General features: G+C 72.9%; 17 protein-coding genes. 14 read left to right on the top strand and 3 right to left on the bottom strand.

Features of this window, described 5'->3' with window-relative positions; translation table 11 throughout:
* The first annotated feature begins 102 nt into the window (after window positions 1-102).
* Window positions 103-963: a class A beta-lactamase gene (bla, locus tag CRYAR_RS37805; RefSeq protein ID WP_035858010.1), complete on the top strand. Its 861-nt coding sequence runs from the start codon at window positions 103-105 to the stop codon at window positions 961-963.
* Complete coding sequence (locus CRYAR_RS37810) at window positions 960-1,412, top strand: acyl-CoA thioesterase (RefSeq protein ID WP_051571462.1); 453 nt, start codon at window positions 960-962, stop codon at window positions 1,410-1,412. Before bla ends, CRYAR_RS37810 begins: the two co-directional genes overlap by 4 nt.
* On the opposite strand, the gene CRYAR_RS37815 is transcribed toward CRYAR_RS37810, so the two are convergent.
* Together CRYAR_RS37815 and CRYAR_RS44190 are read right to left on the bottom strand one after the other, a co-directional pair.
* Window positions 1,381-1,842: an SDR family NAD(P)-dependent oxidoreductase gene (locus CRYAR_RS37815; protein WP_051571463.1), complete on the bottom strand. Its 462-nt coding sequence runs from the start codon at window positions 1,840-1,842 to the stop codon at window positions 1,381-1,383. The two genes, CRYAR_RS37810 and CRYAR_RS37815, sit on opposite strands and share 32 nt — an antisense overlap.
* A 65-nt stretch (window positions 1,843-1,907) precedes the next feature.
* Complete coding sequence (locus tag CRYAR_RS44190) at window positions 1,908-2,543, bottom strand: helix-turn-helix domain-containing protein (protein WP_051571464.1); 636 nt, start codon at window positions 2,541-2,543, stop codon at window positions 1,908-1,910.
* Window positions 2,544-2,687: 144 nt separating this feature from the next.
* On the opposite strand from CRYAR_RS44190, the gene CRYAR_RS46430 reads away from it, so the two are divergent.
* The 5 genes from CRYAR_RS46430 to CRYAR_RS44195 are packed head-to-tail and all read left to right on the top strand — an operon-like array spanning window position 2,688 to window position 8,531.
* On the top strand, window positions 2,688-3,221 hold the full coding sequence (locus CRYAR_RS46430; protein ID WP_051571465.1) for a hypothetical protein: 534 nt from the start codon (window positions 2,688-2,690) through the stop codon (window positions 3,219-3,221).
* On the top strand, window positions 3,208-3,903 hold the full coding sequence (locus CRYAR_RS49965; protein ID WP_245620593.1) for a helix-turn-helix transcriptional regulator: 696 nt from the start codon (window positions 3,208-3,210) through the stop codon (window positions 3,901-3,903). Before CRYAR_RS46430 ends, CRYAR_RS49965 begins: the two co-directional genes overlap by 14 nt.
* A 7-nt stretch (window positions 3,904-3,910) precedes the next feature.
* A complete protein-coding gene (locus tag CRYAR_RS37835) occupies window positions 3,911-4,486 on the top strand; it encodes a Pvc16 family protein (protein ID WP_063725822.1) in 576 nt (191 codons plus the stop codon).
* Window positions 4,483-6,390 (top strand): ATP-binding protein, encoded by a 1,908-nt coding sequence (locus CRYAR_RS37840; RefSeq protein WP_035858012.1) that lies wholly within the window; start codon window positions 4,483-4,485, stop codon window positions 6,388-6,390. The genes CRYAR_RS37835 and CRYAR_RS37840 overlap by 4 nt, the downstream gene beginning before the upstream one ends.
* Window positions 6,391-6,410: 20 nt before the next feature.
* Complete coding sequence (locus CRYAR_RS44195; protein ID WP_051571466.1) at window positions 6,411-8,531, top strand: eCIS core domain-containing protein; 2,121 nt, start codon at window positions 6,411-6,413, stop codon at window positions 8,529-8,531.
* A gap of 3 nt (window positions 8,532-8,534) precedes the next feature.
* On the opposite strand, the gene CRYAR_RS44200 is transcribed toward CRYAR_RS44195, so the two are convergent.
* Entirely contained in the window at window positions 8,535-9,887 is a 1,353-nt protein-coding gene (locus tag CRYAR_RS44200) for an RICIN domain-containing protein (protein WP_051571467.1), read from the bottom strand.
* Between the two features lie 223 nt (window positions 9,888-10,110).
* Here CRYAR_RS44200 and CRYAR_RS37860 point away from each other — a divergent pair, with 223 nt between their 5' ends.
* The 7 genes from CRYAR_RS37860 (at window position 10,111) to CRYAR_RS37890 (ending at window position 20,062) form a co-directional block, all read left to right on the top strand.
* Window positions 10,111-11,697, top strand: a complete 1,587-nt coding sequence (locus CRYAR_RS37860) for a phage tail sheath subtilisin-like domain-containing protein (protein ID WP_035858013.1) — start codon at window positions 10,111-10,113, stop codon at window positions 11,695-11,697.
* A 33-nt stretch (window positions 11,698-11,730) separates the two neighbouring features.
* On the top strand, window positions 11,731-12,174 hold the full coding sequence (locus CRYAR_RS37865; protein WP_035858015.1) for a phage tail protein: 444 nt from the start codon (window positions 11,731-11,733) through the stop codon (window positions 12,172-12,174).
* Window positions 12,174-12,665, top strand: coding sequence for a hypothetical protein (locus CRYAR_RS51085; protein ID WP_035858017.1), 492 nt, complete (start codon window positions 12,174-12,176; stop codon window positions 12,663-12,665). Before CRYAR_RS37865 ends, CRYAR_RS51085 begins: the two co-directional genes overlap by 1 nt.
* Window positions 12,662-12,820, top strand: a complete 159-nt coding sequence (locus CRYAR_RS48305; protein WP_169745145.1) for a DUF6760 family protein — start codon at window positions 12,662-12,664, stop codon at window positions 12,818-12,820. Before CRYAR_RS51085 ends, CRYAR_RS48305 begins: the two co-directional genes overlap by 4 nt.
* 4,244 nt (window positions 12,821-17,064) lie before the next feature.
* Window positions 17,065-17,502, top strand: coding sequence for a phage tail protein (locus CRYAR_RS37880; RefSeq protein ID WP_035858021.1), 438 nt, complete (start codon window positions 17,065-17,067; stop codon window positions 17,500-17,502).
* Entirely contained in the window at window positions 17,502-18,203 is a 702-nt protein-coding gene (locus tag CRYAR_RS37885; protein ID WP_035858024.1) for a CIS tube protein, read from the top strand. The genes CRYAR_RS37880 and CRYAR_RS37885 overlap by 1 nt, the downstream gene beginning before the upstream one ends.
* Entirely contained in the window at window positions 18,200-20,062 is a 1,863-nt protein-coding gene (locus CRYAR_RS37890; RefSeq protein ID WP_035858026.1) for a VgrG-related protein, read from the top strand. Before CRYAR_RS37885 ends, CRYAR_RS37890 begins: the two co-directional genes overlap by 4 nt.

Raw genomic sequence — 20,062 nt, forward strand, 5'->3', positions numbered from 1 at the left:
TGCTCACTCTCAGTTCAGTAGGACTCCTATCGACACTGTGTCAGAATGGACCGCGGCAGGACAAGTCAAACCTGACTCACTCAAGAAAAGAGGGCATCTGACATGGTGCGGCTGTTCGCGGTGGCAACCTCGCTGGCCTTGGTGTTCACCGGGTCGGCGGCCACCGCCGCCCCGTCCGATACCCGCGATGCCCTGCGTCGGTTGGAGTCGACCTACGACGCCAGGCTCGGCGTCTACGCGGTCGACACCGGCACCGGACGCACGGTCGCGTACCGGGCCGACGAGCGGTTCGCCTACGCGTCGACGTACAAGGCGCTCGCCGCGGCCGCGGTGCTCGACCGCACCGACCCCGCCGACCTGAACCGGGTCGTGCGCTACACCGCCGCCGACGTGGTGGACGGCTCGCCGGTCACCGCGGAACACGCCGGGCGGGGCCTGCCGCTCGGCCGGATCGCCGAAGCGGCGATCACCAAGAGCGACAACACGGCCGGGAACCTGCTGTTCCGCGAACTCGGCGGCCCGGCCGGCTTCGAGCGGGAACTACGCTGCCTCGGCGACCGGGTGACCTCGGCGGACCGCCTGGAGCCTGCCCTCAACGGTGCGGTGCCCGGCGACGTCCGCGACACCAGCACGCCGCGCGCGCTCGCCGCCGACCTGCGTGCCTACGCGCTCGGCGACGCGCTCGACGTCGCGGACCGGGGCCGCCTGGTCGGCTGGCTGCGCGGCAACACCACCGGCGCCGAGCTGATCCGCGCCGGCGTCCCGGCCGGCTGGATCGTCGGTGACAAGACCGGCGCCGCTGAGTACGGAACCCGCAACGACATCGCGGTGCTCTGGCCTCCGTCCGGTGCGCCGATCGTCCTCACGGTGCTCTCCCGCAAGACCGACGCGGACGCGAAGTACGACAACGCCCTGATCGCCGATGCCGCCCGCGTGGTCTCGGCCGAGCTGCGGTCGGCATGACGCACACGACGCGGATCACCGTCCGCAGCGACGACATCGACGCCAACGGGCACGTGCGTGACTCGAAGTACCTCGACTACGCGGTGCACGCGCGCTGGGTGACGCTGGCGCACGCCGGGCTCGACGCCGGGAAACTGGTCGCGGCCGGGCTGGGACCGGTCAACCTCGAGGTGTCGATCACCTACGCGCGCGAGGTGGTGCTCGGCGACGAGATCGCGGTCGAGACCCGGTTCGAGTACCCGTCGCCGAAGCTCGTGAAGGTCGTGCAGACGCTGACCCGGCGCGACGGGATCGTCGCCGCGCAGGTCGTCAGCGTCACCGGGCTGATGGACCTGCGCCGGCGCAAGCTCGTCGACGACGCGGCCGGACGCTACGGCGAGTTCCTGAGCGACCTGACCGTGGTCGATCTCGTCCCGTTCACAGGCTCTGCCCCCCGGACAGATCGATGACGCTCCCGGTGGACCACTGGAACGCGTCGGAGAGAACGGTGGGCACGGCCGCGGTGATGTCGTCGACCGTCGCGATGCGACCCTGAGCGATCGTGTGCGCGGCTAGTTCCTGCACCTGCGGCGCGTGCATGATCCCGCCGCCGAAGTCGGTGTCGACCGCGCCACCCATCAGCGTGTTGACCCGGATTCCCCGGTCGGCGAGCTCGACGGCCTGGTACCGGGTGAGTGCCTCCACCGCGCTCTTGGTCGCGGCGTAGGCCGCCATGCCCGGCACCACGCCGCGGGTCAGCGCGGTGGTGACGTTGAGGATCCGGGCGCCGTCGGCGAGCAGGGGCAGCACGCTCTGCGTCAGGAAGAACGGCCCCCGCAGGTTGACGGCCACGAGCTCGTCGAACTGCGCCGGGGTGGTCTCGGCGAAGGGCGCGTACACCCCGATGCCGGCGTCTTCGAGCGGTCGCGCCCCGATCGACAGCGAATGTCCGGTGAGCGGACGAATCAGTGGCCGGCCGCGGCGACCCGGCGCTCGAGCGCGATCGCGGCGCGGTGGACCGGCGCCGCGAAGCGCTCGGCCGGTCGCACCGAGGTGGCGACCTGCAGCGCCGCGCGGGCTCCGCCGGGCAGTACGATCGGCACCGCGTAGCAGGTCACCCCGCCGAGCTCCGGGCCGTGCACGACGGCCTTCCCGACGTGCCGGCGGCCGGTGGGACGCAGGACCTGCCCGGCCGCGGTGGAGGCCGGCATGTCCGCGCCCGCCCGGGCGTCGATCGGCAGCGCCTCCCGGCCCGGCACCATCTCCAGCGCCACGAAATCCTCCGCCCGCGGCACGACGAGCGACACCGCGCCACCGGTCAGCTCACGCAGTTCCCGGATCGCCGCCATCGCGTGCACCCGCAGCCCGGCCACCGGTTCGACGGATCGGGCCAGCCCGAGCATCCCGGCGGCGAGCGTCCACCGGCCGTCGCGCCGCTCGACCGCGCCCACCTCCGTGAGCTGGTCCAACAGCCGGTAGACGGTCGGCCGCGGGAGGCCGGTCGCGCGGGCCAGCCGGGCCACCTGCTGCCGGGGTCCGACGCCGGGCAGCGCGTGCAGGACGCGGAAGGCACCGTCGACGACGCCTCGCTGAATCGGCATGGCTCGATGGTTACAGAACGTAGTAACAAGCGGGTCAGTATTCGTCCACATCGTTCCGCCTACATTCGCGACGTTCCCTGCCTCGATTCAGTCAGGAGTAGTTTCGTGCGACGTCCCTCGGTGTCCTTGGCCGCAGCAGTCGGCTTGAGCGCTGTTCTGGCGCTCAGCGCCTGCGGCAACGACGCACCGGCGCAGCTCCCCGCGTCGGCGCCCGCGGCACCCGCGACCTCGGCCGCCGCCGGCAATCAGCCCTCGGACGGCCAGCAGCAGCAGGGCGGCGCGGCCCCGGAGACCAACCCGAACGGTGGCTACTGGCCGGCGTCGCTCAACGCCACCGACAACAAGAAGCTCGGCACGATCGTGACCGACGGCGACGGCTTCACGCTCTACCGCTTCGACAAGGACAGCAACCACCCGTCCCGGACGACGTGCTTCGACGCCTGCGCGAAGAAGTGGCCGCCGGTGCTGACCCGGAACAAGATCGTCTTCAACGGCATCGACCGAAGCGCGCTCGGCACCATCCAGCGCTCCGACGGCACCTACCAAGTGACGCTCGGTGGCTGGCCGGTCTACCGCTTCGCCGACGACGCGAAGCCCGGCGACATCTCCGGCGAGGCCGTCCAGGGCACCTGGTTCACGCTGTCCCCGTCGGGCAAGAAGGCCAATGGCGACGACTGACCGGATGCCCCGGGAAATCACCTCCGCGCTGGCGGTCGAGTCCGGTGCGAGCCGGGTGGAGCCGCAGCGCATCGACGTCACCGTCCACTGCGAAGACCCGCTGACCCGCGCCGGGATCCTCAGCCATCTGCGCGCCGAACCGCTGATCGCCGTCCGGGACGCGGCCACCCAGCCGCGCGGCGGCGTGGCGATCGTGCTCGCCGAACGGCTGGAGGACTTCACCGCCGCGCGGCTGCGCCGGCTCGCACAGACCCAGCAGGTCGTGTTCGTCGTCGGCCAGCTGCCCGAGCGGGACCTGCTCCGCGCGCTCGACCTCCGGGTGACGGTGATCGTGCTGCGCCACCAGGCGACGCCGGAACGGATGGTCAACGCCGTCCGCTCGGCCGTCCGCGGTGACCGGGACCTGCCCGGTGACCTCGTCGGCCAGCTCGTCGACGTCGTCCACCGGCTGCTCGTGCAGGCCGACGGCAACGTGGTCCCGACCGCGTCGCACGGGCCGACCGACCGGGAGCTGGACGTGCTGCGCCTGCTCGCAGAGGGCTGGGAGACCCGCGTGATCGCGACGAGGCTCGCGTACTCCGAGCGCACGGTGAAGAACGTCCTGCAGGGCTTCACGGCCCGGTTCCAGCTGCGGAACCGGGCCCACGCGGTCGCGTTCGCGTTCCGCGAGGGCTACCTGTGAACCGCTCGTGATCAACGACGTCGATCAGGTGCTGCGCACGCTGCTCACCGAAATCGCGGCGCCGGCCGGAGCCGGTGACGTGGTCTTCGACGCGCCGACCCGGGACTGGGCGGCGCGCCGGACCGGCCCGACGGTCAACGCCTACCTCTACGAGATCCAAGAGGACCTGGCCCGCCGGGAACGCGGCGCGATCGCGATCCGCGACGAGAACGGCCGGGTCGTCGGCCGCCGCCAGCCGCCGCGCTGGTTCCGGCTGACCTACCTGGTCACCGCGTGGACGACCCGCCCGGAGGACGAGCACCGGCTGCTCTCGGCGGTGCTGCGGGGGCTGCTGCCGCGCGAGACCGTGCCGCTGGACGACGCTCCGGCCGCGCTGGCCGCGCTCGGCGTCGCGCTGCCGATCACGGTCGGGGTACCGCCCGAGCAGTCGCGGTCGATCGCCGACATCTGGTCGGCGCTGGGCGGGGAGCTGAAGCCGTCGCTCGACATCACGGTCGTGGTGCCGTTCCCGGTCTCGCCCGAGTACCCGACCGCCCCGGTGGTCACCGAGCCGCTCGTCGCCGACGTGCGGGTCCGCGAGTGACGGCGCTCCTCGCGCCGCTGGCCGCGCTGTTCGAACGGCTCCGGGCGACGGTCGCGGAGCGCGCGGCGGCCGACCCCGACGCGCTCGACCCGCTCCGCGGCCTGCTCCTCTCCCCCGACGCGGCGCGGGTGTTCGCCGAGCGCGGCCCGCTCGGTGTGTCCTCTCCGGACGAGTTCCGCCCGGGCCCGCTGCGGCTGCCCGACGACGTCGCGGCCGGGTTCGCGCTCACCCCGCTGGACGAGGCGATCCTGCTGATCGCGGTCGCGCCCGACGTCGATCGCCGGGTGGAACCGCTGTACGGCTACCTCAACGACGACGTCGGCCGGCGGCGCGCGACCGTGCAGCTGACGCTGGAGCTGCTCGGTCTCGGGCCGCACCTGGCCGAGGCCCGGGCGCGGTTCCACCGGTCGGCGCCGCTGCGCGCCGGCGGACTGCTCACGCTCGAGGACGACGACCGGCCGCTCCCCGGCCGGTCGCTGCGGGTTCCGGAGCGGGTCGTCGCGCACCTGCTCGGTGACGACCACACCCTGGACGAGGAGCTCGTCGGCTCCGCACGGCTGGTTCCGGTGCCGTCCGTGCCGCCGGTCTCGACGCTCGTCGGGCTGCCGTCGGCGGGACCGCTGCTGGTCCACGTCCGCGCGGCCAGGGCGGACGCCTCGGACGGGGCCGACGCCGCGGTGGACGCGATCACCGCGACCGGACGGCCGGCCCTGATCGTCCGGCCGGAAGCCCGGCTCTCGTCCGCGGTGCGTGAAGCGCGGCTCCGCGGCGCCGGGCTCGTCGTGGGCCCCGTCGTCGACGACGCCGCCCGCCTGGTCCGGCAGCTGGCCGCGGCACCACCGCCACCGGCGCTGTTCACCTACGGGCCGACCGGCCTCGACCCGGCCTGGGCGCCGGACGCGACGGTGGTCACCGTCGAGGTCCCGCAGCCCGCGCCGACGGTCCCGGCCGAGTTCGCCCCGGCGCTCGCGCCCTACCGGCTCACGCCCGCCCAGATCGACGCGACGCTCGAGGCGGCCCGGGTGTTCGCCGCGATCGACCGGATGCCCGTGGCCGACGCGCACGTCCAGCGCGCGGCGCGGCAGCAGTCGGCCCCGCAGCTCGACCGGCACGTGCGCCGGGTCCCGCCGGCCGTCGGCTGGAACGACCTGATGCTGCCGGACGACCGGTCGGCCCAGCTGCACGAACTGGTCGTCCGGGCCCGCACCAGGCAGCAGGTCCTCGGCGGTTGGCGGATGCGCACCGGCGGCGGACGCGGGCAGGGCGTCGTGGCCCTGTTCGCCGGCGAATCGGGCACCGGCAAGACGCTCGCGGCCGAGGTCGTCGCCGGGGAAATCGGGTTGGACCTGCACGTCGTCGACCTGGCCTCGCTCGTCGACAAGTACGTCGGCGAGACCGAGAAGAACCTCGAGCGGGTGTTCACCGCGGCCGACCAGGCCGACGCCGTGCTGCTGTTCGACGAGGCCGACGCGGTGTTCGGCAAACGCGGTGGCGTCCGGGACGCACGCGACCGCTACGCGAACCTGGAGAGCGCCTACCTGCTGCAGCGGCTGGAGTCGTTCGGGGGGATCGCGGTGCTCACCACGAACCTGCGCGCGAACGTCGACGAGGCCTTCACCCGCCGGTTCGACCTGGTCGTCGACTTCCCGTTCCCCGACGCCGAGCACCGGGCCCGGCTGTGGTGGCTCGCGCTCTCCGGCGCGCCGCAGGCCGACGGCCTCGCCGAGATCCTGCCGCACCTGGCCGCGCAGTTCGAACTGGCCGGTGGCGCGATCCGCAGCGCCGCCGTGACCGCCGCCTACCTGGCTGCCGGGCGCGGCACCCCGGTCACCGCAGCCGACGCGCTGGCCGGTGCCGAGCGGGAGTACCGCAAGCTCGGCCGACTCGTGCCCACCCCGGCCTGACCCGATCGAAAGGCACCGCCATGCACCGACACACGGACGGGCCCGCCCGCGAGACCCAGAGCCCGACGGCTCGCGCGGCGACGTCGGCCGACCGGGATTCCGAACCGGAGGCGCTGGTGCGGGCTCTGCAGCGCAGCGCGGGGAACGGTGCGGTGGCCCGGGCGCTGGCCGACGCCCAGGCCACCACGACGGTGCCGGACGTCCTGCGGTCGGGAGGTCGTCCCCTGCCCGGCTCGCTACGCACCGAGATGGAGGCCCGTCTCGGCGCCGACTTCTCCGACGTGCGGTTGCACACCGGCCCGGCGGCGCAGCGTTCGGCCGCCGAGATCGGGGCGCGGGCCTACACGTCCGGCCCGCACGTCGTCCTGGGCACCGGGGGCGGGGACCGGCACACGCTCGCGCACGAGCTCACCCACGTGGTGCAGCAACGCAGCGGGCCGGTCGCGGGCACGCCGGGCCCGGACGGGCTGGCCCTCTCCGACCCGGGCGACCAGTTCGAGCGCGCGGCGGAGGCCGCCGCGACCGCGGCGCTGCGCGGACCGGTTCCCGGCGCGTCACCCGCGCCTGCCGACGCCCCGGCGGCGACCGCCGGGGCCGCGGTGCAGCGGCTGGTCAAGGTGACCGACAACGGCGTCCGGCTCGCGCACACCGACGACAAGACGCAGGTGAAAGCGCCGTTCACCCAGTCCGACGCGGACGAGCTGATGAAGCGGGTCACCGCCGCGGTCAACGCCAGCACCGACCCGCGGTTGCAGGCCGACTTCGCCGCGAACGAGGCCCGGGTGGCCCAGCAGGCGAGCAAGTGGGTCGCCGACAGCAAGGTCGGTGTCGGCGCCGGTCCGGGCTCGTTCGGGGCCAAGCGCCACGTCGTCGAGTACCCCTCCTACGAGCAGGCGGCGCGCGCGCTCGTCGGGTGGGTGCTCCAGAAGCCCGGCCGGCACGCCGAGAAGAACCTGGCCCGCAACGTGTACGCCGACGACGACGTCTCCGACCGCCTCGACAGCGTGTTGCGCAAGGTCGAGCGGTGGATCGGCGCGCTGCCCTCCGAACCCGGCCGAACCTTCTTCGACGGCGGCGAGAAGGCGGGCGACGTCGACCTGAAGCGGGTCTGGAAGGAGTTGGAGACCGGGAAGGGCCTCGTCAACGACAAGCGGGACGACGGCTGGTCGGACTTCGGCACCTACCAGCACCACGTCGACGCGCGTGCCGGCGATGAACGCACCAAGTTCGGGGGCAACTTCCTGGCCGTGCTGCGCCAGCCCGACGAGTACCCGCTCCGCGACAAGGTCGTCGTCCTGCACGACCTGTACGAGTACTTCAAGCCCGCCAACCTGAGCCGGCCCAACGCACGCACCGCGGGCAACGGTCTGCTCCCCGATCAGCCCGCCGACCCGCTGGTCGAGAGCACCCAGCAGGTGGGCCCGCAGGGTGCCCTCGTACGCGGCACGGACAAGGGCACCCTGCGGGGCACCACCCGCAACGAGGACGCTCCGTCGACGCGGATGGCCCGGGAGCACAACATCCCGGTGTTCGCCGGCCAGTCGGCGACCACGGCCCGGCTGCTCCACCTCGCCCAGTTGGCCGGCGCGGACGCCGAGGAGCTCAGCGCGGTCGCGCTCGGAATTTTCGCGTTCTGGCGGATCGACTACGACCACACGATGGAACTCTCGTACCACACGCTGCACGAGACGCTCGACGTCGCGAAGAACTTCGGGGTGCCCTACGACCAGAACAACCGCGACGCGACCTTCGGCACCTACGCGCGACGGATCGAGGCCGGGCGCCAGCGGTACATCGAGGACAGCAAACGCACGAACGACCAGTTCGACCGGCAGGGCCGTGTGCTGACCCGGGCCGTCACCGCGCTGGAGGCCGACCACCGCGGACGGCTCGACCACGGGGTCCGGCACCGGGGTCGCCGCGCCGACGGCCGTCGCCTCCTGGGTGAGTTCACCAACGCCGCAGCGACGTGCCGGACCGCTCTGGACGCGTTCGCGAGCGCCCCGGCCGAGGAGCGGCAACAGCGGCTGGCCGACTACCAGGAAGCGGTGAGCAAGGCCCGCGAGCTCTTCGCCGCGGTCAGCGCCGTCGTGAAACAGCAGCGTCTGAACGACGCGGAGACCGCGGAGCCCCCGATCTGAGCGTCAGTTCTCGAGCAGCTGCCAGCGCTGCTGGTTCTCCAGGTCGCCGGTGCAGTCGGACGCGACGACCTTGTTGCCGGTGCCCATGTCGGTCAGGCAGTCGCCGGTGTCCAGGTTCGTGATCTCCGACCGGTTGTTGCCCTTGTCCTCCACCCGCCACTTCTGGCGGTCGTCGACGCGGCCCCGGCGGATGTCGTCGGTGGAGGTCTCGCGGAGCCGCACCTCGGACTCCCCCCGCCGCTGCTCCAACACCAGCGCGCTCGAGGTGGCCGGCACCAGCACCACGGTGCCGTCGCCGGCCGGGAGGGTGATCCACCGCTGGTAGTCGCGCGCCGGCTGGGAGGCCCTGGCGAGCAGCCCGACGTCGGTGCTGTCGGTCGGGCGGGTGAGCAGGTCACCGACGCGTGCGCCACTGATCACCAGCGACTGCTGGTTTTGCTGGTCCTGCCCTCCCTGCTGGTCCTGCTGGTCCTGCTGGTCCTGCTGGGCGTCGCCGTTGTTCTGCTCCGCCGGGGGCGGCGGGGAGGCTTGGCCGACGTCCTGGGCCTGGCCGGTGGGCGGTGCACCGGTCGGCACCGCGACCGCCGCAGGCGGTGCGTTCCGGAAAGCCCGGGCTCCGTAGTAGACACCGCTGCTCAACAGCGCCAGAGCAACCACGGCGGCGGCGACGACGTAGAGCCAGCGGGGCAGCAACGGCCGCCGGACGAACGTCCCGCGCGACTCCAGCCGGGAACCGAACGCGTCGACTCCGGGGCCGCCCAGCTGGGTCGTGACCGCGAACGGCAGCCGCTGGTCACCGCGGAGCAGATGCAGGCCGCGGGCCTGGATGCGCACACCGGCCGACAGCGTGGAGCCGGGAGCGACACGCATCGCGGCCGGCGTGGGCCGGAACCGCAGCGCGTCCTCGTCGTCGCGGGCGCCGACCGTGACGTCGACCGGGGCATTGCCGTTGTTCTGGAGGGTCAACCGCGGGGTCGCGCCCAGGCGTCCCCGCACCGTCACCGGGAACAGCTCGGCCCGGACATCGCTGAACGGGCTGACGTCCACCCGCCCCTCGGCGACGTCGAACAGGTTCGGGTTCTGCTGCGAACGGACCCGGACCCCGTACGGCGTCGGCCCCGCGGGTGCGGCCGCCGCCCGTGGCGGTGCGAACGTCACGGTCACGGTGCCGCGGGCCCCCGGGTACAACCGCAGCGTGCTCGGCTCCACAGTGGTCCACGGTGCCGGTGCCCCCACCACCGAAAACGAGTATTCGCTCACGGTGTCGTCCTCATTGCGTACGGTGAGCGTCACCTTCCCCGAACTGCCGGGTTCGACGGGCACCGACGCGGGCTCCAGGGACGTCCAGCTACTCATGCCCGCACGGTAGGTCCGGCATCGACCGGCGACACCGGTCCAAAAGGCACGCCTCCGGGCAGACCCGCTGCCCGTCCGGGCAACCGCTCTGCCTCCCGTGGGGCCCGCGCGCCTGTTTCCGTCGGTCCCGGGCGGCGCCACGCTGGTTGGTGATCCGCGTCCGGCGCGGCACCGTCCCCGCCGCGTGGGACACCCCCAAGCGACTGATCAGCGAGGAGTCGTCATGCCCACCTACCTGTCGCCAGGCGTGTACGTCGAGGAGGTGGCCGGCGGATCGCGACCGATCGAGGGCGTCGGGAGCAGCGTCGCCGCGTTCGTGGGGCTCGCGCCGACCGGCCCGCTGAACGAGGCGGTCCTGGTGCGCAACTGGGCCCAGTTCGTCGGCACGTTCGGCGACTTCAGCGCCGACGCCTACCTGGCGCACGCCGTCTACGGGTTCTTCGCCAACGGCGGCGGCGTGGCCTACGTCGTCCGGGTCGGCGACACGATCGGTGAGGCCGAGTCCGGTAGCCACCGGGCCCGAGCGGTCGCCGCACCGGGCCGTCCGCGTGCGCTGCCCGACTCCGCCTACGCCGCGCTCGGGACGTTCCGGGTCGCCGCGGCCGACGGGGTCAGCGCCGAGGGGCTCACCGTCGAAGTGGGCGACCCGACCGGCGACGGCCCGGAGGAGCGGTTCACGCTCACGGTCAAGCAGGGCGACAACGCCGCCGAGACGTTCGACGTCTCGGCCCGGCGGAACGCGCGGAACTACGTCGTCTCGACGGTCAAGCAGCGTTCGAAGCTCGTCGTCGTGGAGGAGGCGGCACCCGCCTCGCAGCTGGCCCGGCCGCAGAACCAGGCCGTGGCGGTGCCGGCCGCACCCGAGCAGCCGGCGGCGGTGGCCGTGCCGCAGCGCAAGCGGCTCGAGCCGACCCAGTTCCTCGGCGACACCGACGAGCGCACCGGCCTCGGCAGCCTGGAAGCGCTCGACGAGATCAGCATCGTCGCCGCGCCCGACTTGATGGCGGCCTACGAACGCGGCGTGATCGACCTCGACGGGGTCAAGAGCGTTCAGCTCGGCATGATCGCGCACTGCGAGTCGCTGGGCGACCGGATGGCGATCCTCGACCCGCCGCCCGGCTACGGCGCGCAGGCGATCCGCCGCTGGCGCCAGGACGAGGCCGGCTACGACTCGACCCACGCGGCGCTGTACTACCCCTGGATCCAGGTGTTCGACCCCTCCACCGGCCGGCAGCGGCTGGTGCCGCCGAGCGGGCACATGGCGGGCATCTGGGCCCGTAGCGACGCCGAGCGCGGCGTCCACAAGGCCCCCGCGAACGAGGTGGTCCGGGGCGCCGTCGACCTGGAACTGCAGATCAGCCGCGGCGAGCAGGACCTGCTCAACCCGATCGGCGTGAACTGCATCCGGGCCTTCCCCGGCCGCGGTGTGCGGGTGTGGGGCGCACGAACCATCTCGTCCGACCCGGCCTGGCGGTACCTGAACGTTCGCCGGTACTTCAACTACCTCGAGGAGTCGATCCTGCTGGGCACCCAGTGGGTGGTCTTCGAGCCGAACGACCAGGCGCTCTGGGCCCGGATCCGGCGCAACGTCTCGGCGTTCCTGGTGAACGAATGGCGCGCCGGCGCGCTCTTCGGTGCGACGCCCGAGCAGGCGTTCTACGTCAAGTGCGACGCCGAGACCAACCCGGCCGAGTCGGTGGACGCCGGCCGCGTGGTCTGCGAGATCGGCATCGCACCGGTGAAGCCGGCCGAGTTCGTCGTGTTCCGGCTCGCGCAGTACTCCGAGGGCGGCGGCGAACTCACCGAGTGAGTTGTTGTTTCTTCTAGTTGAGAGTGGATCGACATGTCTCTGCAGCCGGGTGACGCCCTCGCCGCACACAATTTCGGCCTCCAGATCGACGGGGTCACCGTCGAGTACCTCCAGGAGGTGTCCGGGCTGACGTTCGAGCAGGACGTCATCGAGTATCAGCAGGTCTCGTCGGACGGCAAACCGGTCACCAAGAAGATGCCCGGGGTGGCCAAGGCCGGTGAGTGCACGGTGACCCGCGGCATGACCGAATCACCGGCGTTCACCGAGTGGATCAACGCGTCGATGGCCGGCGACATGGGCAACGCGCGGAAGAACGCGACGATCATGCTGATGGACTACCAGAACTCGCCGGTCAAGCGGTACAACCTGCGGAACGCCTGGTGTTCACGGATCGAGACCAGTGGAGTTCGGGCCGGTGACGCTTCGGCGCTCACCGAGCAGGTGACGATCACGTACGAAGAACTGGTCATCGAGTGATGCGGAGGGCCGCGACCCGGCCTCCGGCCGCGGCTCCGGTTTCGGAGCCGGGTTCGGCGGTGGGTTCGGTGCCGGGTTCGGCGCCGGTCTCGGCGCCGGAGCCGGAGGGTGGGGCCTCGTCGTTGCGGACGGAGTTCTCGTTCGAGCTGCCGCGAGGTTATGTGGATGAGCTGGGGACGGTTCATCGGGTGGGCACGATGCGGCTGGCCACCGGCAAGGACGAGCTGATTCCGCTCCGGGATCTGCGCGTGCAGGAGAACCCGGCCTACTTGTCGGTGGTGCTGCTGGCCCGGGTGATCACCGGGCTCGGCACGCTCCCGAACGTCCACGACGGCATCGTCGAGAACATGTTCGCCGCCGACCTGGCGTTCCTGCAGGACTTCTACCGGCAGATCAACGCCGAGGGTCACACCAGGGCCGCGGTCGCCTGCCCGCACTGCGCGGAAACGTTCGAGGTCGAACTGGGTGGGAGCCGCCTGGGGGAATCGTGACGTACGCGGCCGACGCCATCCACGCCGAGACCGCGTACCTCGCGTTCCACCTGCACTGGAACTTGTCCGACCTGCTGGACCTGGAACACCACGACCGCCGCAGATACGTCCGCGAGACGGCGGCGCTGGTAGAGCGCGCGGAAAGGAACGGGTGAGTGAGGGTGGGTCGCTTCGCCCGGTGGGGTTGGCTCGGGGGCCGGGGTAACGCTTCGGCGGCCGGCGGCGGGGGTGCTGGGGCTGGGGTTGCTGGGGCCGGAGCCGGTGCCGGGGCTGCTGGGGCCGGAGCCGGTGCCGGGGCTGCTGGGACCGGGGCCGGGGCTTCCCGGGCCGGGGGTGCTGGGACCGGGGGTGCTGGGACCGGGGCTGCTGGGACCGGGGCCGGTGCCGGGGCGGCCGGGGCTTCCGGGGGCGGGGCTGCGGGCGCTGGGGGCGGGGCCTCGTTGCCGGTGGCGCGAGCGCGGGGGGACGCGTGGACCACCCTGCCGCCGATCTCGGTGCTGGGAAGGCAGCGGCCGACCACTGCCGGGTTCGAGGCCCACCTCGCGAGCCACTCGCGTCCTCTGGTGACGAGCGGGCTCGACCACATGCGGGACCCGGCCGCCCCGGCGGGAGTGCTCCACGACGCCTTGGCCCCGGTCGACCGGCCACGATCGGCGACCCGGGCGCGCCCACGCGAGTTACCGGCCTTGTCGCTGCCGGTCGTGAGGCCAGTCGCCGCCGCGGCAGTTTCCTCGCTCGTGGACAGTTCCGAGTCCTCCTCGGCCGCGGCACCTCTCGGTGAAGAGGGCGACACGGCGGTGGCGCATCGCCCCTCCCCCGGGCCGGCCCGGTCGGCAGAAGGTGCCGTGCCTGCGCCCATGGTGCAACGTCGCCAGGACGCACCGGGTCGAGCGGCCCGGTCAGCCTCGAAGCCACGCTCACTTCCCGACGGGAAGCCCGCCACCGCGGTCCGTGTCACCGACGCGACAAGCAACACGCTCCGTCCGATCGGCGCGGCAAGCGACACGCTCCGTCCGACCGACGCGACGAGCAGTACGCTCCCTCCGACCGACGCGACAAGCAGCGCGCTCCGTCCGACCGGCACCGCGCCCCATCCGCTCAGCAGCACGGCCGAATCGGCAACACACCGGACCGCCGCGGCCGGGCTACCGCGCCCGAACGGCGAAACGCCCTCTCCCACGACGGCAACGAGTGACCCGACCTCGACAGCCGCAGGTTCTGGTCACCTCGCCCCACGGGGACGCCCAGCCCCCGACCCCGCCACGGCCGCGGAGGCGGAGGCGGAGGCGGGGCAGGCTTCCGCCAGAGCACGCTCGACCGCAGCCGCCGCCCCCATCGCGCCCGCGCCACCGCTTGTGACGACGGAACCCGCCACCCCCATCCAACGCGCCACCACGGCACCCAGGCGGACGACCAGCTCCACTACGCCGCCCCACCCCGCCACCGCAGGACCCGGCCGAGCACCCAACCCCGGCCCGGACCCGCAACCCCAAACCGCAGCCGAAGCGCACACCCGCTCGACAGCCAGCCCCGCCCCGGCCACGAGCACACGCCCCAGCCCGGCGAGCGACACCGCAGCCGGCGCGCGACCCCGCTCGGCGAACAACACCGCAGCCAGCACGCGTCCCGGTCCGGCAGGCAACGTCACGCCCAGCGCGGCGAACAACACCGTGCCCGGCGCCCGACCCGGCCCGGCGAACGACGCCCCACCCAGCGCAGCGGGTACCACCGCAGCGGACCCGCGCTCCGGCCCGGCAGGCAACACCCGCGCTGACACGCGACCCGGCCCCGCGAGCAACACCCGCGCTGACACGCGACCCGGTCCGGCGAGCAACACCGGCGCTGACGCTCGGCCCAGTTCGGCGAGCAATACCCGCGCTGACGCGCGATCCGGTTCGGCGGGCAACACCGGCACTGACGCTCGGCCTAGTCCGGCCAGCGGCGCTGTGCCCGGTGCGCGCCTCAGCTCGGCAGCCGATTCCGCCGGCAACTCGCGCTCTGGTCCGGCGGTCCGCCCAGGTACCCGGCCTAGCCTGCCGCGCGACGCTGCGGCCGGAGCGGCAACCAATCCTGCAGCCGAGGCGCGGACCGGCCCGACCGTTGGCCCTGCTGCGAGCTCGCCGCAGGGCCGGGCAGCCGACGTCGCTCAGAGGGCACAGTCCGGTTCGGCAACCAGCCCTGTTGCCGGTACACGGCCCAACCCCGCAGCCGGCACACGCCCCATCACCGGCCCCGCGGCCGGTACACGGCCCAACCCGACCACCGAACCCGCCGATGGCGCTCGGCCCCGACCGGCCACGAGCCCAGGTGCGAACGCGCGGCCCGGTGCGGCCACGAACTCCGGCGCGAACGCGCGGCCCGGTGCGACCTCTAACCCCGGCACGAACGCACGGCCCGGTCCGGCCACTAACCCCGGTGCGAACGCGCGGCCCGGTGCGGCGGGCAGTCCGGCGGCAGGTCTGCGGGCCGGGCAGGTGAGCGATTTCGCCGGTGGGTCCTCCGTAGCTGGTGACCTCGGCTCGGCTCCGCGCTCGACGGTGACCACGAGTTCACCGGGCGACACCCGCTCGAACGGCCCCAGCCCGGCACTTCAATCGGCCGGACGCAGCGCGGCGGAGTACTCCGGCGGGCTCGGCGCAAAACGCTCCGGTGAGCTCGGCACAGTGCAGCGCTCCAGCGACAAAAGCTCCACGCCACGCTCGGACGCGCCAGACCGCTCCGGTGGACACGGCGCCGCACCGCGCGGTGGGCACAATGCCGCGGAGCTTCCGGCTCGGCCCAGCACCACGGATCGTTCCAGTGGACACAGCAGCACTGACCGTTCTGCCGGACACAACGCCGCGAATCGTTCCGGTGTGCACAGCGGCGCGGACGGTTCTAGCGCGCATAGCCACGCGAACCGGCACAACACCACGGACCGTCCTGGTCGGCACGGCGACGCAGACCGCCCGGATGGGCACAGCAGCGCGGAGCGGGCCGAGGGGCACAGCAGCTCAGAGCGGGCCGGTGGGCATGGCTCGGTGGGGCCTTCGGGTGCCGTGGGGCGGGCCGGGGTCGGGTCGGGGGCGGCGGCTGTTCAGCGGGCAGTCGACGGTGGCCAGCAGGTCGGTACGCGGCGAACCGGCTCGGACGGTGTCGGTCTGGTCCCTGGGGACGCGCCCCGGGTTTCGGATGGGTCCGGCAGGCGCCCGCACCCGGGGTTGGGCGCGCCGCGTTCGGGACTCGTCTCGGCGGTGGGCGGGTCGGGCGCTGAGTCCGAGGTCTCGCGGATCCGTTCCGGGCGACGGCCCACCCTGGGGCTCGGGGCTCCGCTGGCGCCCGGAACCACCTCCACCGCGGCTCCGGAGGAGCGAAGCGCGACCCGGGCACGCGCCGAATCGACGTCTGCCGGGCACGCCGACCCTGGTCCCCGGATGGTGCCGCGCGCGCCGGTCGGGCCCAGTACGTCCTCGAGCGCGGGGACACCGCATCTAGAGCGGACACCGACCCCCAACCGCACACCCGCACCCGACCGCGCAGTAGACCCCGACCGCTCACTGACCCGTGGTGCGCCGGCCGGCGGTCACCCCTCGGCTGCCAACCGCGATGTGGACCGGATCGCGCCGATGTCGGTGCCGGTGGTGCGGGTTCAGCGGGCCCCGCGCCGGCCGGCTTCGGGTGTCACTCGGCCGACGCTCGGGGGCGCGCTGCCGCTTTCCCGGCGGACCGCGGGTGGAGCGGCGCGGTCGGCGGGTCACCCCGCCCGGACACAGGGATCGGATCGGACGGTTCCTGCGGCCCCGCTCACACGAATCGGGGAGGCCGGGGCGTCGTCGCGGCCGGCGGCGGGTGCTGTTGCTCCGTTTCAGCGGTCCGCCGCTGCCCGTTCGGCCGGCTCCCGTGGTCGTGCCGGTACGCCGCCGCCGGCGCCTTCACCGCTACTCACCTCGCCGGTCGGCAGCTCGACGCCGAACGCGGCTGCCCAGCGCGCACCCGTGCAGCGCACCTCCGCACCAAGGACACCCGCGCCGAACGCACCGAGGACACCCGCGCCGAACGCACCGGGGCCGCGAACCACGCCCGGGACACCGCACCCCGTACAGACACGAACGAACGCCGCGCCGACGAACCGCACACCGACACGCAGCGCTCACACCCCCACGCCCCCGGCAAAGACGCCCTCCGCCCCGAAACCCTCTCCGGCGCACACCTCGCCTCCACAACACGCGTCGAGAAACGCGCCGCGGCCAACGTCGGCGACCGCCGTTCAGCGCCGAACCGCACCTCAACCCACCGAACTCGACGACCTCGCTCGCCGCCTGGTCGAACCGCTCAGCCGTCTGTTGCGCGCCGAGCTACGCGCCGACCGCGAGCGGATCGGCCGCCTGCGTGACGCACGTTTCTGAAAGGACGCTCCGCTATGCCGCCTGCTCTCGATCCGGCCGCCACCGTGTTCTTCCGGCTGGCGATCGACGGCCAGGACCTCGGCCTGTTCTCCAGTTGCGACGGTCTCTCGTCGGAAGTGGTGATCGAGACCCGGGAAGAAGGCGGCAACAACGACTTCGTCTGGCAGCTGCCGTCGCGGGTCACCTACTCCACGATCACGCTGGGGCGGCCGCTCACGCCGGACACCGCGAAGGTCGCCGCGTGGATCTCGTCGATCTCCAAGGGCATCGATCGTCCGACCGCGCAGATCGCCGCGCTCCGGGCCGACGGTTCGACCGTCGCGCAGTGGGGGCTGATCGAGGTGCTCCCGGTCCGGTGGACCGGCCCGAGCCTCGACCCGGGCAACCCCGGCGTCGCGACCGAGACGCTGGAGATCACCCATCACGGCTTCACCGACGCCGGAGCGGTCTGATGCCGCCCCGCGGACGCAACGCGAGCCTGGTCAAGGCGAAGCTGACGATCAATCGTCCGCCGGCCGGTGTGGGTGGCCGCCTGGCCGAGGTCGAGTTCCAGTTCAACCCGTCGCAGCTGCAGATGTCGCGCTCGGCGTCCTGGCACACCCAGCCGGCGGTGGCCTACACGAAGGGAGCCACGCCGGAGTTCGCCGGGGTCACACCGGCCACGCTCGAGGTCGAAGTCTTCCTGGACGCGTCCGACCGGCCCGCCGGGTCGAAGGTGCAGCAACAGGTCGATCGGCTCCTGTCCTGCTGCGAGGTGGAGCCGCAGAGCATCGCGGCGAAGAAGCCGGCGCCGCCGTGGGTGCGGTTCTCCTGGGGTTCGTTCACCACGCCGGGATTCGCCGCCAACGTGCAGAGCGTCAACGCCACGTACACGCTGTTCAGCCCCACCGGGGAACCGTTGCGGGCGACCTGCCAGCTCTCCTTGTCGGAGATCCCACTCCCCACCAAAGGCCAGAATCCGACGTCGGGCGCGCGCTCGGCGACCCGCGTGCACCGGGTCGTCGCGGGGGACTCGCTGGCGAGCGTGGCCTGGCGCGAGTACGGCGACCCGACGCTCTGGCGTGCGGTCGCCCGGGCCAACGACATCGACGACCCGATGCGATTGACGATCGGCAGCGAGCTCCTGCTCCCGTCAGCCGGAGAGATCAAATGACCCGGATCCTCACCAGCGTCCTCGCCGTCGACGTGGACGGTGCCCCGCTCCCCGACCAGCTCAACGCGCTCCTGCTCGAAGGCTGGGTCGACACCAGCGTCACCGTCCCGGCCGCGTTCGGCCTCGTGTTCAGCGACCCCTACGGCACCGTGCTGCGCGACAACCGGCAGCTGACCGTCGGCGCGAAGGTCAAGCTGTCGGCGATCACCGACGGGACACGCAGCGACCCGCTGCTCACCGGTGAGATCACGGCGCTGGAGATGGACGCGGACACCGCCGGGCGGACGCTGCTCGTGCGGGGGTACGACCCGGGGCACCGGCTGGTCCGGGTCCGCCGCGTCGAGGGCTACCCGAACATGACCGCCGCCGACATCGTCCGGAAACTGGCCGGGCAGGCGGGCGTCCGCGTCGGCCGGATCGACCCGACGCCGACCGTCTACGACCTCGCCACCCAGCCGAACCTCACCGACTGGGACTTCCTCACCCGCCTGGCCCGCGAGAACGACGTCCGGCTGTACTTCGACGAGGACGGCGCGCTGCAGTTCCGCGAGCTGCCCAAGGCCACGTCCGCGCCGTCGGACACCACGCCGTCGACGCAGAGCCCGTACGTGCTCGAGTTCGGCACGAACACCCAGCGCAGCCGCGTCGGGCTCACCGCGTCCGGGCAGGTCAAGAAGGTCGAGGTGCGCGGCTGGGACGTCAAGACGAAGCGCGCGCTGAGCGCCGAGACCCCGGCGGGTACGTCGCCGGACGTCCAGCCGGATCTGACGCCGGCCCAGCTCGTCGCGAAGTTCGGCACCGCGGGTCTGGTGGAGACGAGCGTGCCGTACACGACCCAGGCGCAGGTGCAGCACGCCAGCGAGGCGCTCGCGCACGACGTCGCCGGGTCGTCGGCCGAACTCGAGGTGACGGTCACCGGCAACCCGTCGCTGCGCCCCGGGCAACCGGTGGCGGTCAACGGCGCCGGGTTCCCGTTCGAGGGCCGGTACACGGTCACCGACGCCCGGCACGTCTTCGCGTCGGGACGGCAGTACGTCACCCGGGTGGGGGTCAGCGGGCGTCAGTTCCGGTCGCTCTACGGCCTCACCTCGGGTGGTTCCGACGACGCACCGAACCTGCCCGGCGTCGTGATCGCGCAGGTCAGCAACGTCCGCGACCCGCTGAACATGGCCCGCGTCAAGGTCAAGTTCCCGTGGCTGTCCGACACCTACGAGAGCGACTGGTGCCGGGTGGCGCAGTTCGGCGGTGTCCGTGGCGGCGGACTGATGTTGCCCGACGTCGACGACGAAGTGCTCGTCGCGTTCGACCGCGGCTCGCTGGAGCACCCGTACGTGCTCGCCGGCCTCTACAACGGCAAGGACCGTCCGACCAAGCAGTCAAGTGGCCTGGATCCGGTGGACGGCACCAGCGGCCGGATCAACTGGCGCAGCGTCACGACCAGGGCGGGTCACGCGCTCGAGTTGATCGACGCTCCGACCAAAGCGGGGCGGGGCGTCCGGCTGCAGACCGGTGACGGGAACCTCTCCGTGCACCTCGACCAGAGCAAGACCACGGTGACGATCGACAGCACCGGCACGGTCACCATCAGCGGCACCCGCGCGGTGAAGATCCGCTCGGCCGGTGACCTGGACCTGAGCGCCGCCCGCTCGGTGACGATCAGCGGTGGTGGCGCGGTCAACATCCGGGCCGGTGGACGGGTCGGCGTCAACGCCGGCGGCGCCGTGATGATCGACGCGGTCGGGGCGGTTAACGCGAAGGCGGCGGGCCCGGTGAGCGTGCAGTCGGCGCTCAACACGTCGGTCACCGCGACCACGATCACGCTCACCGGCGTCACGTTGCGCAACGGCGTCCCGTTCTGA

This window comes from Cryptosporangium arvum DSM 44712 (assembly GCF_000585375.1).
Taxonomy (GTDB): Bacteria; Actinomycetota; Actinomycetes; order Mycobacteriales; family Cryptosporangiaceae; genus Cryptosporangium; species Cryptosporangium arvum.

Excerpts from the sequence above, each read along its gene's own strand:
- CRYAR_RS44195 (WP_051571466.1), top strand. The coding sequence starts at position 6,411 with ATGCACCGACACACGGACGGGCCCGCCCGCGAGACCCAGAGCCCGACG.
- CRYAR_RS37865 (WP_035858015.1), top strand. The coding sequence starts at position 11,731 with ATGTCTCTGCAGCCGGGTGACGCCCTCGCCGCACACAATTTCGGCCTC.
- CRYAR_RS49965 (WP_245620593.1), top strand. The coding sequence starts at position 3,208 with ATGGCGACGACTGACCGGATGCCCCGGGAAATCACCTCCGCGCTGGCG.
- CRYAR_RS37880 (WP_035858021.1), top strand. The coding sequence starts at position 17,065 with ATGCCGCCTGCTCTCGATCCGGCCGCCACCGTGTTCTTCCGGCTGGCG.
- CRYAR_RS37860 (WP_035858013.1), top strand. The coding sequence starts at position 10,111 with ATGCCCACCTACCTGTCGCCAGGCGTGTACGTCGAGGAGGTGGCCGGC.
- bla (WP_035858010.1), top strand. The coding sequence starts at position 103 with ATGGTGCGGCTGTTCGCGGTGGCAACCTCGCTGGCCTTGGTGTTCACC.
- CRYAR_RS51085 (WP_035858017.1), top strand. The coding sequence starts at position 12,174 with ATGCGGAGGGCCGCGACCCGGCCTCCGGCCGCGGCTCCGGTTTCGGAG.
- CRYAR_RS37885 (WP_035858024.1), top strand. The coding sequence starts at position 17,502 with ATGCCGCCCCGCGGACGCAACGCGAGCCTGGTCAAGGCGAAGCTGACG.
- CRYAR_RS37810 (WP_051571462.1), top strand. The coding sequence starts at position 960 with ATGACGCACACGACGCGGATCACCGTCCGCAGCGACGACATCGACGCC.
- CRYAR_RS37890 (WP_035858026.1), top strand. The coding sequence starts at position 18,200 with ATGACCCGGATCCTCACCAGCGTCCTCGCCGTCGACGTGGACGGTGCC.
- CRYAR_RS44190 (WP_051571464.1), bottom strand. The coding sequence starts at position 2,543 with ATGCCGATTCAGCGAGGCGTCGTCGACGGTGCCTTCCGCGTCCTGCAC.
- CRYAR_RS44200 (WP_051571467.1), bottom strand. The coding sequence starts at position 9,887 with ATGAGTAGCTGGACGTCCCTGGAGCCCGCGTCGGTGCCCGTCGAACCC.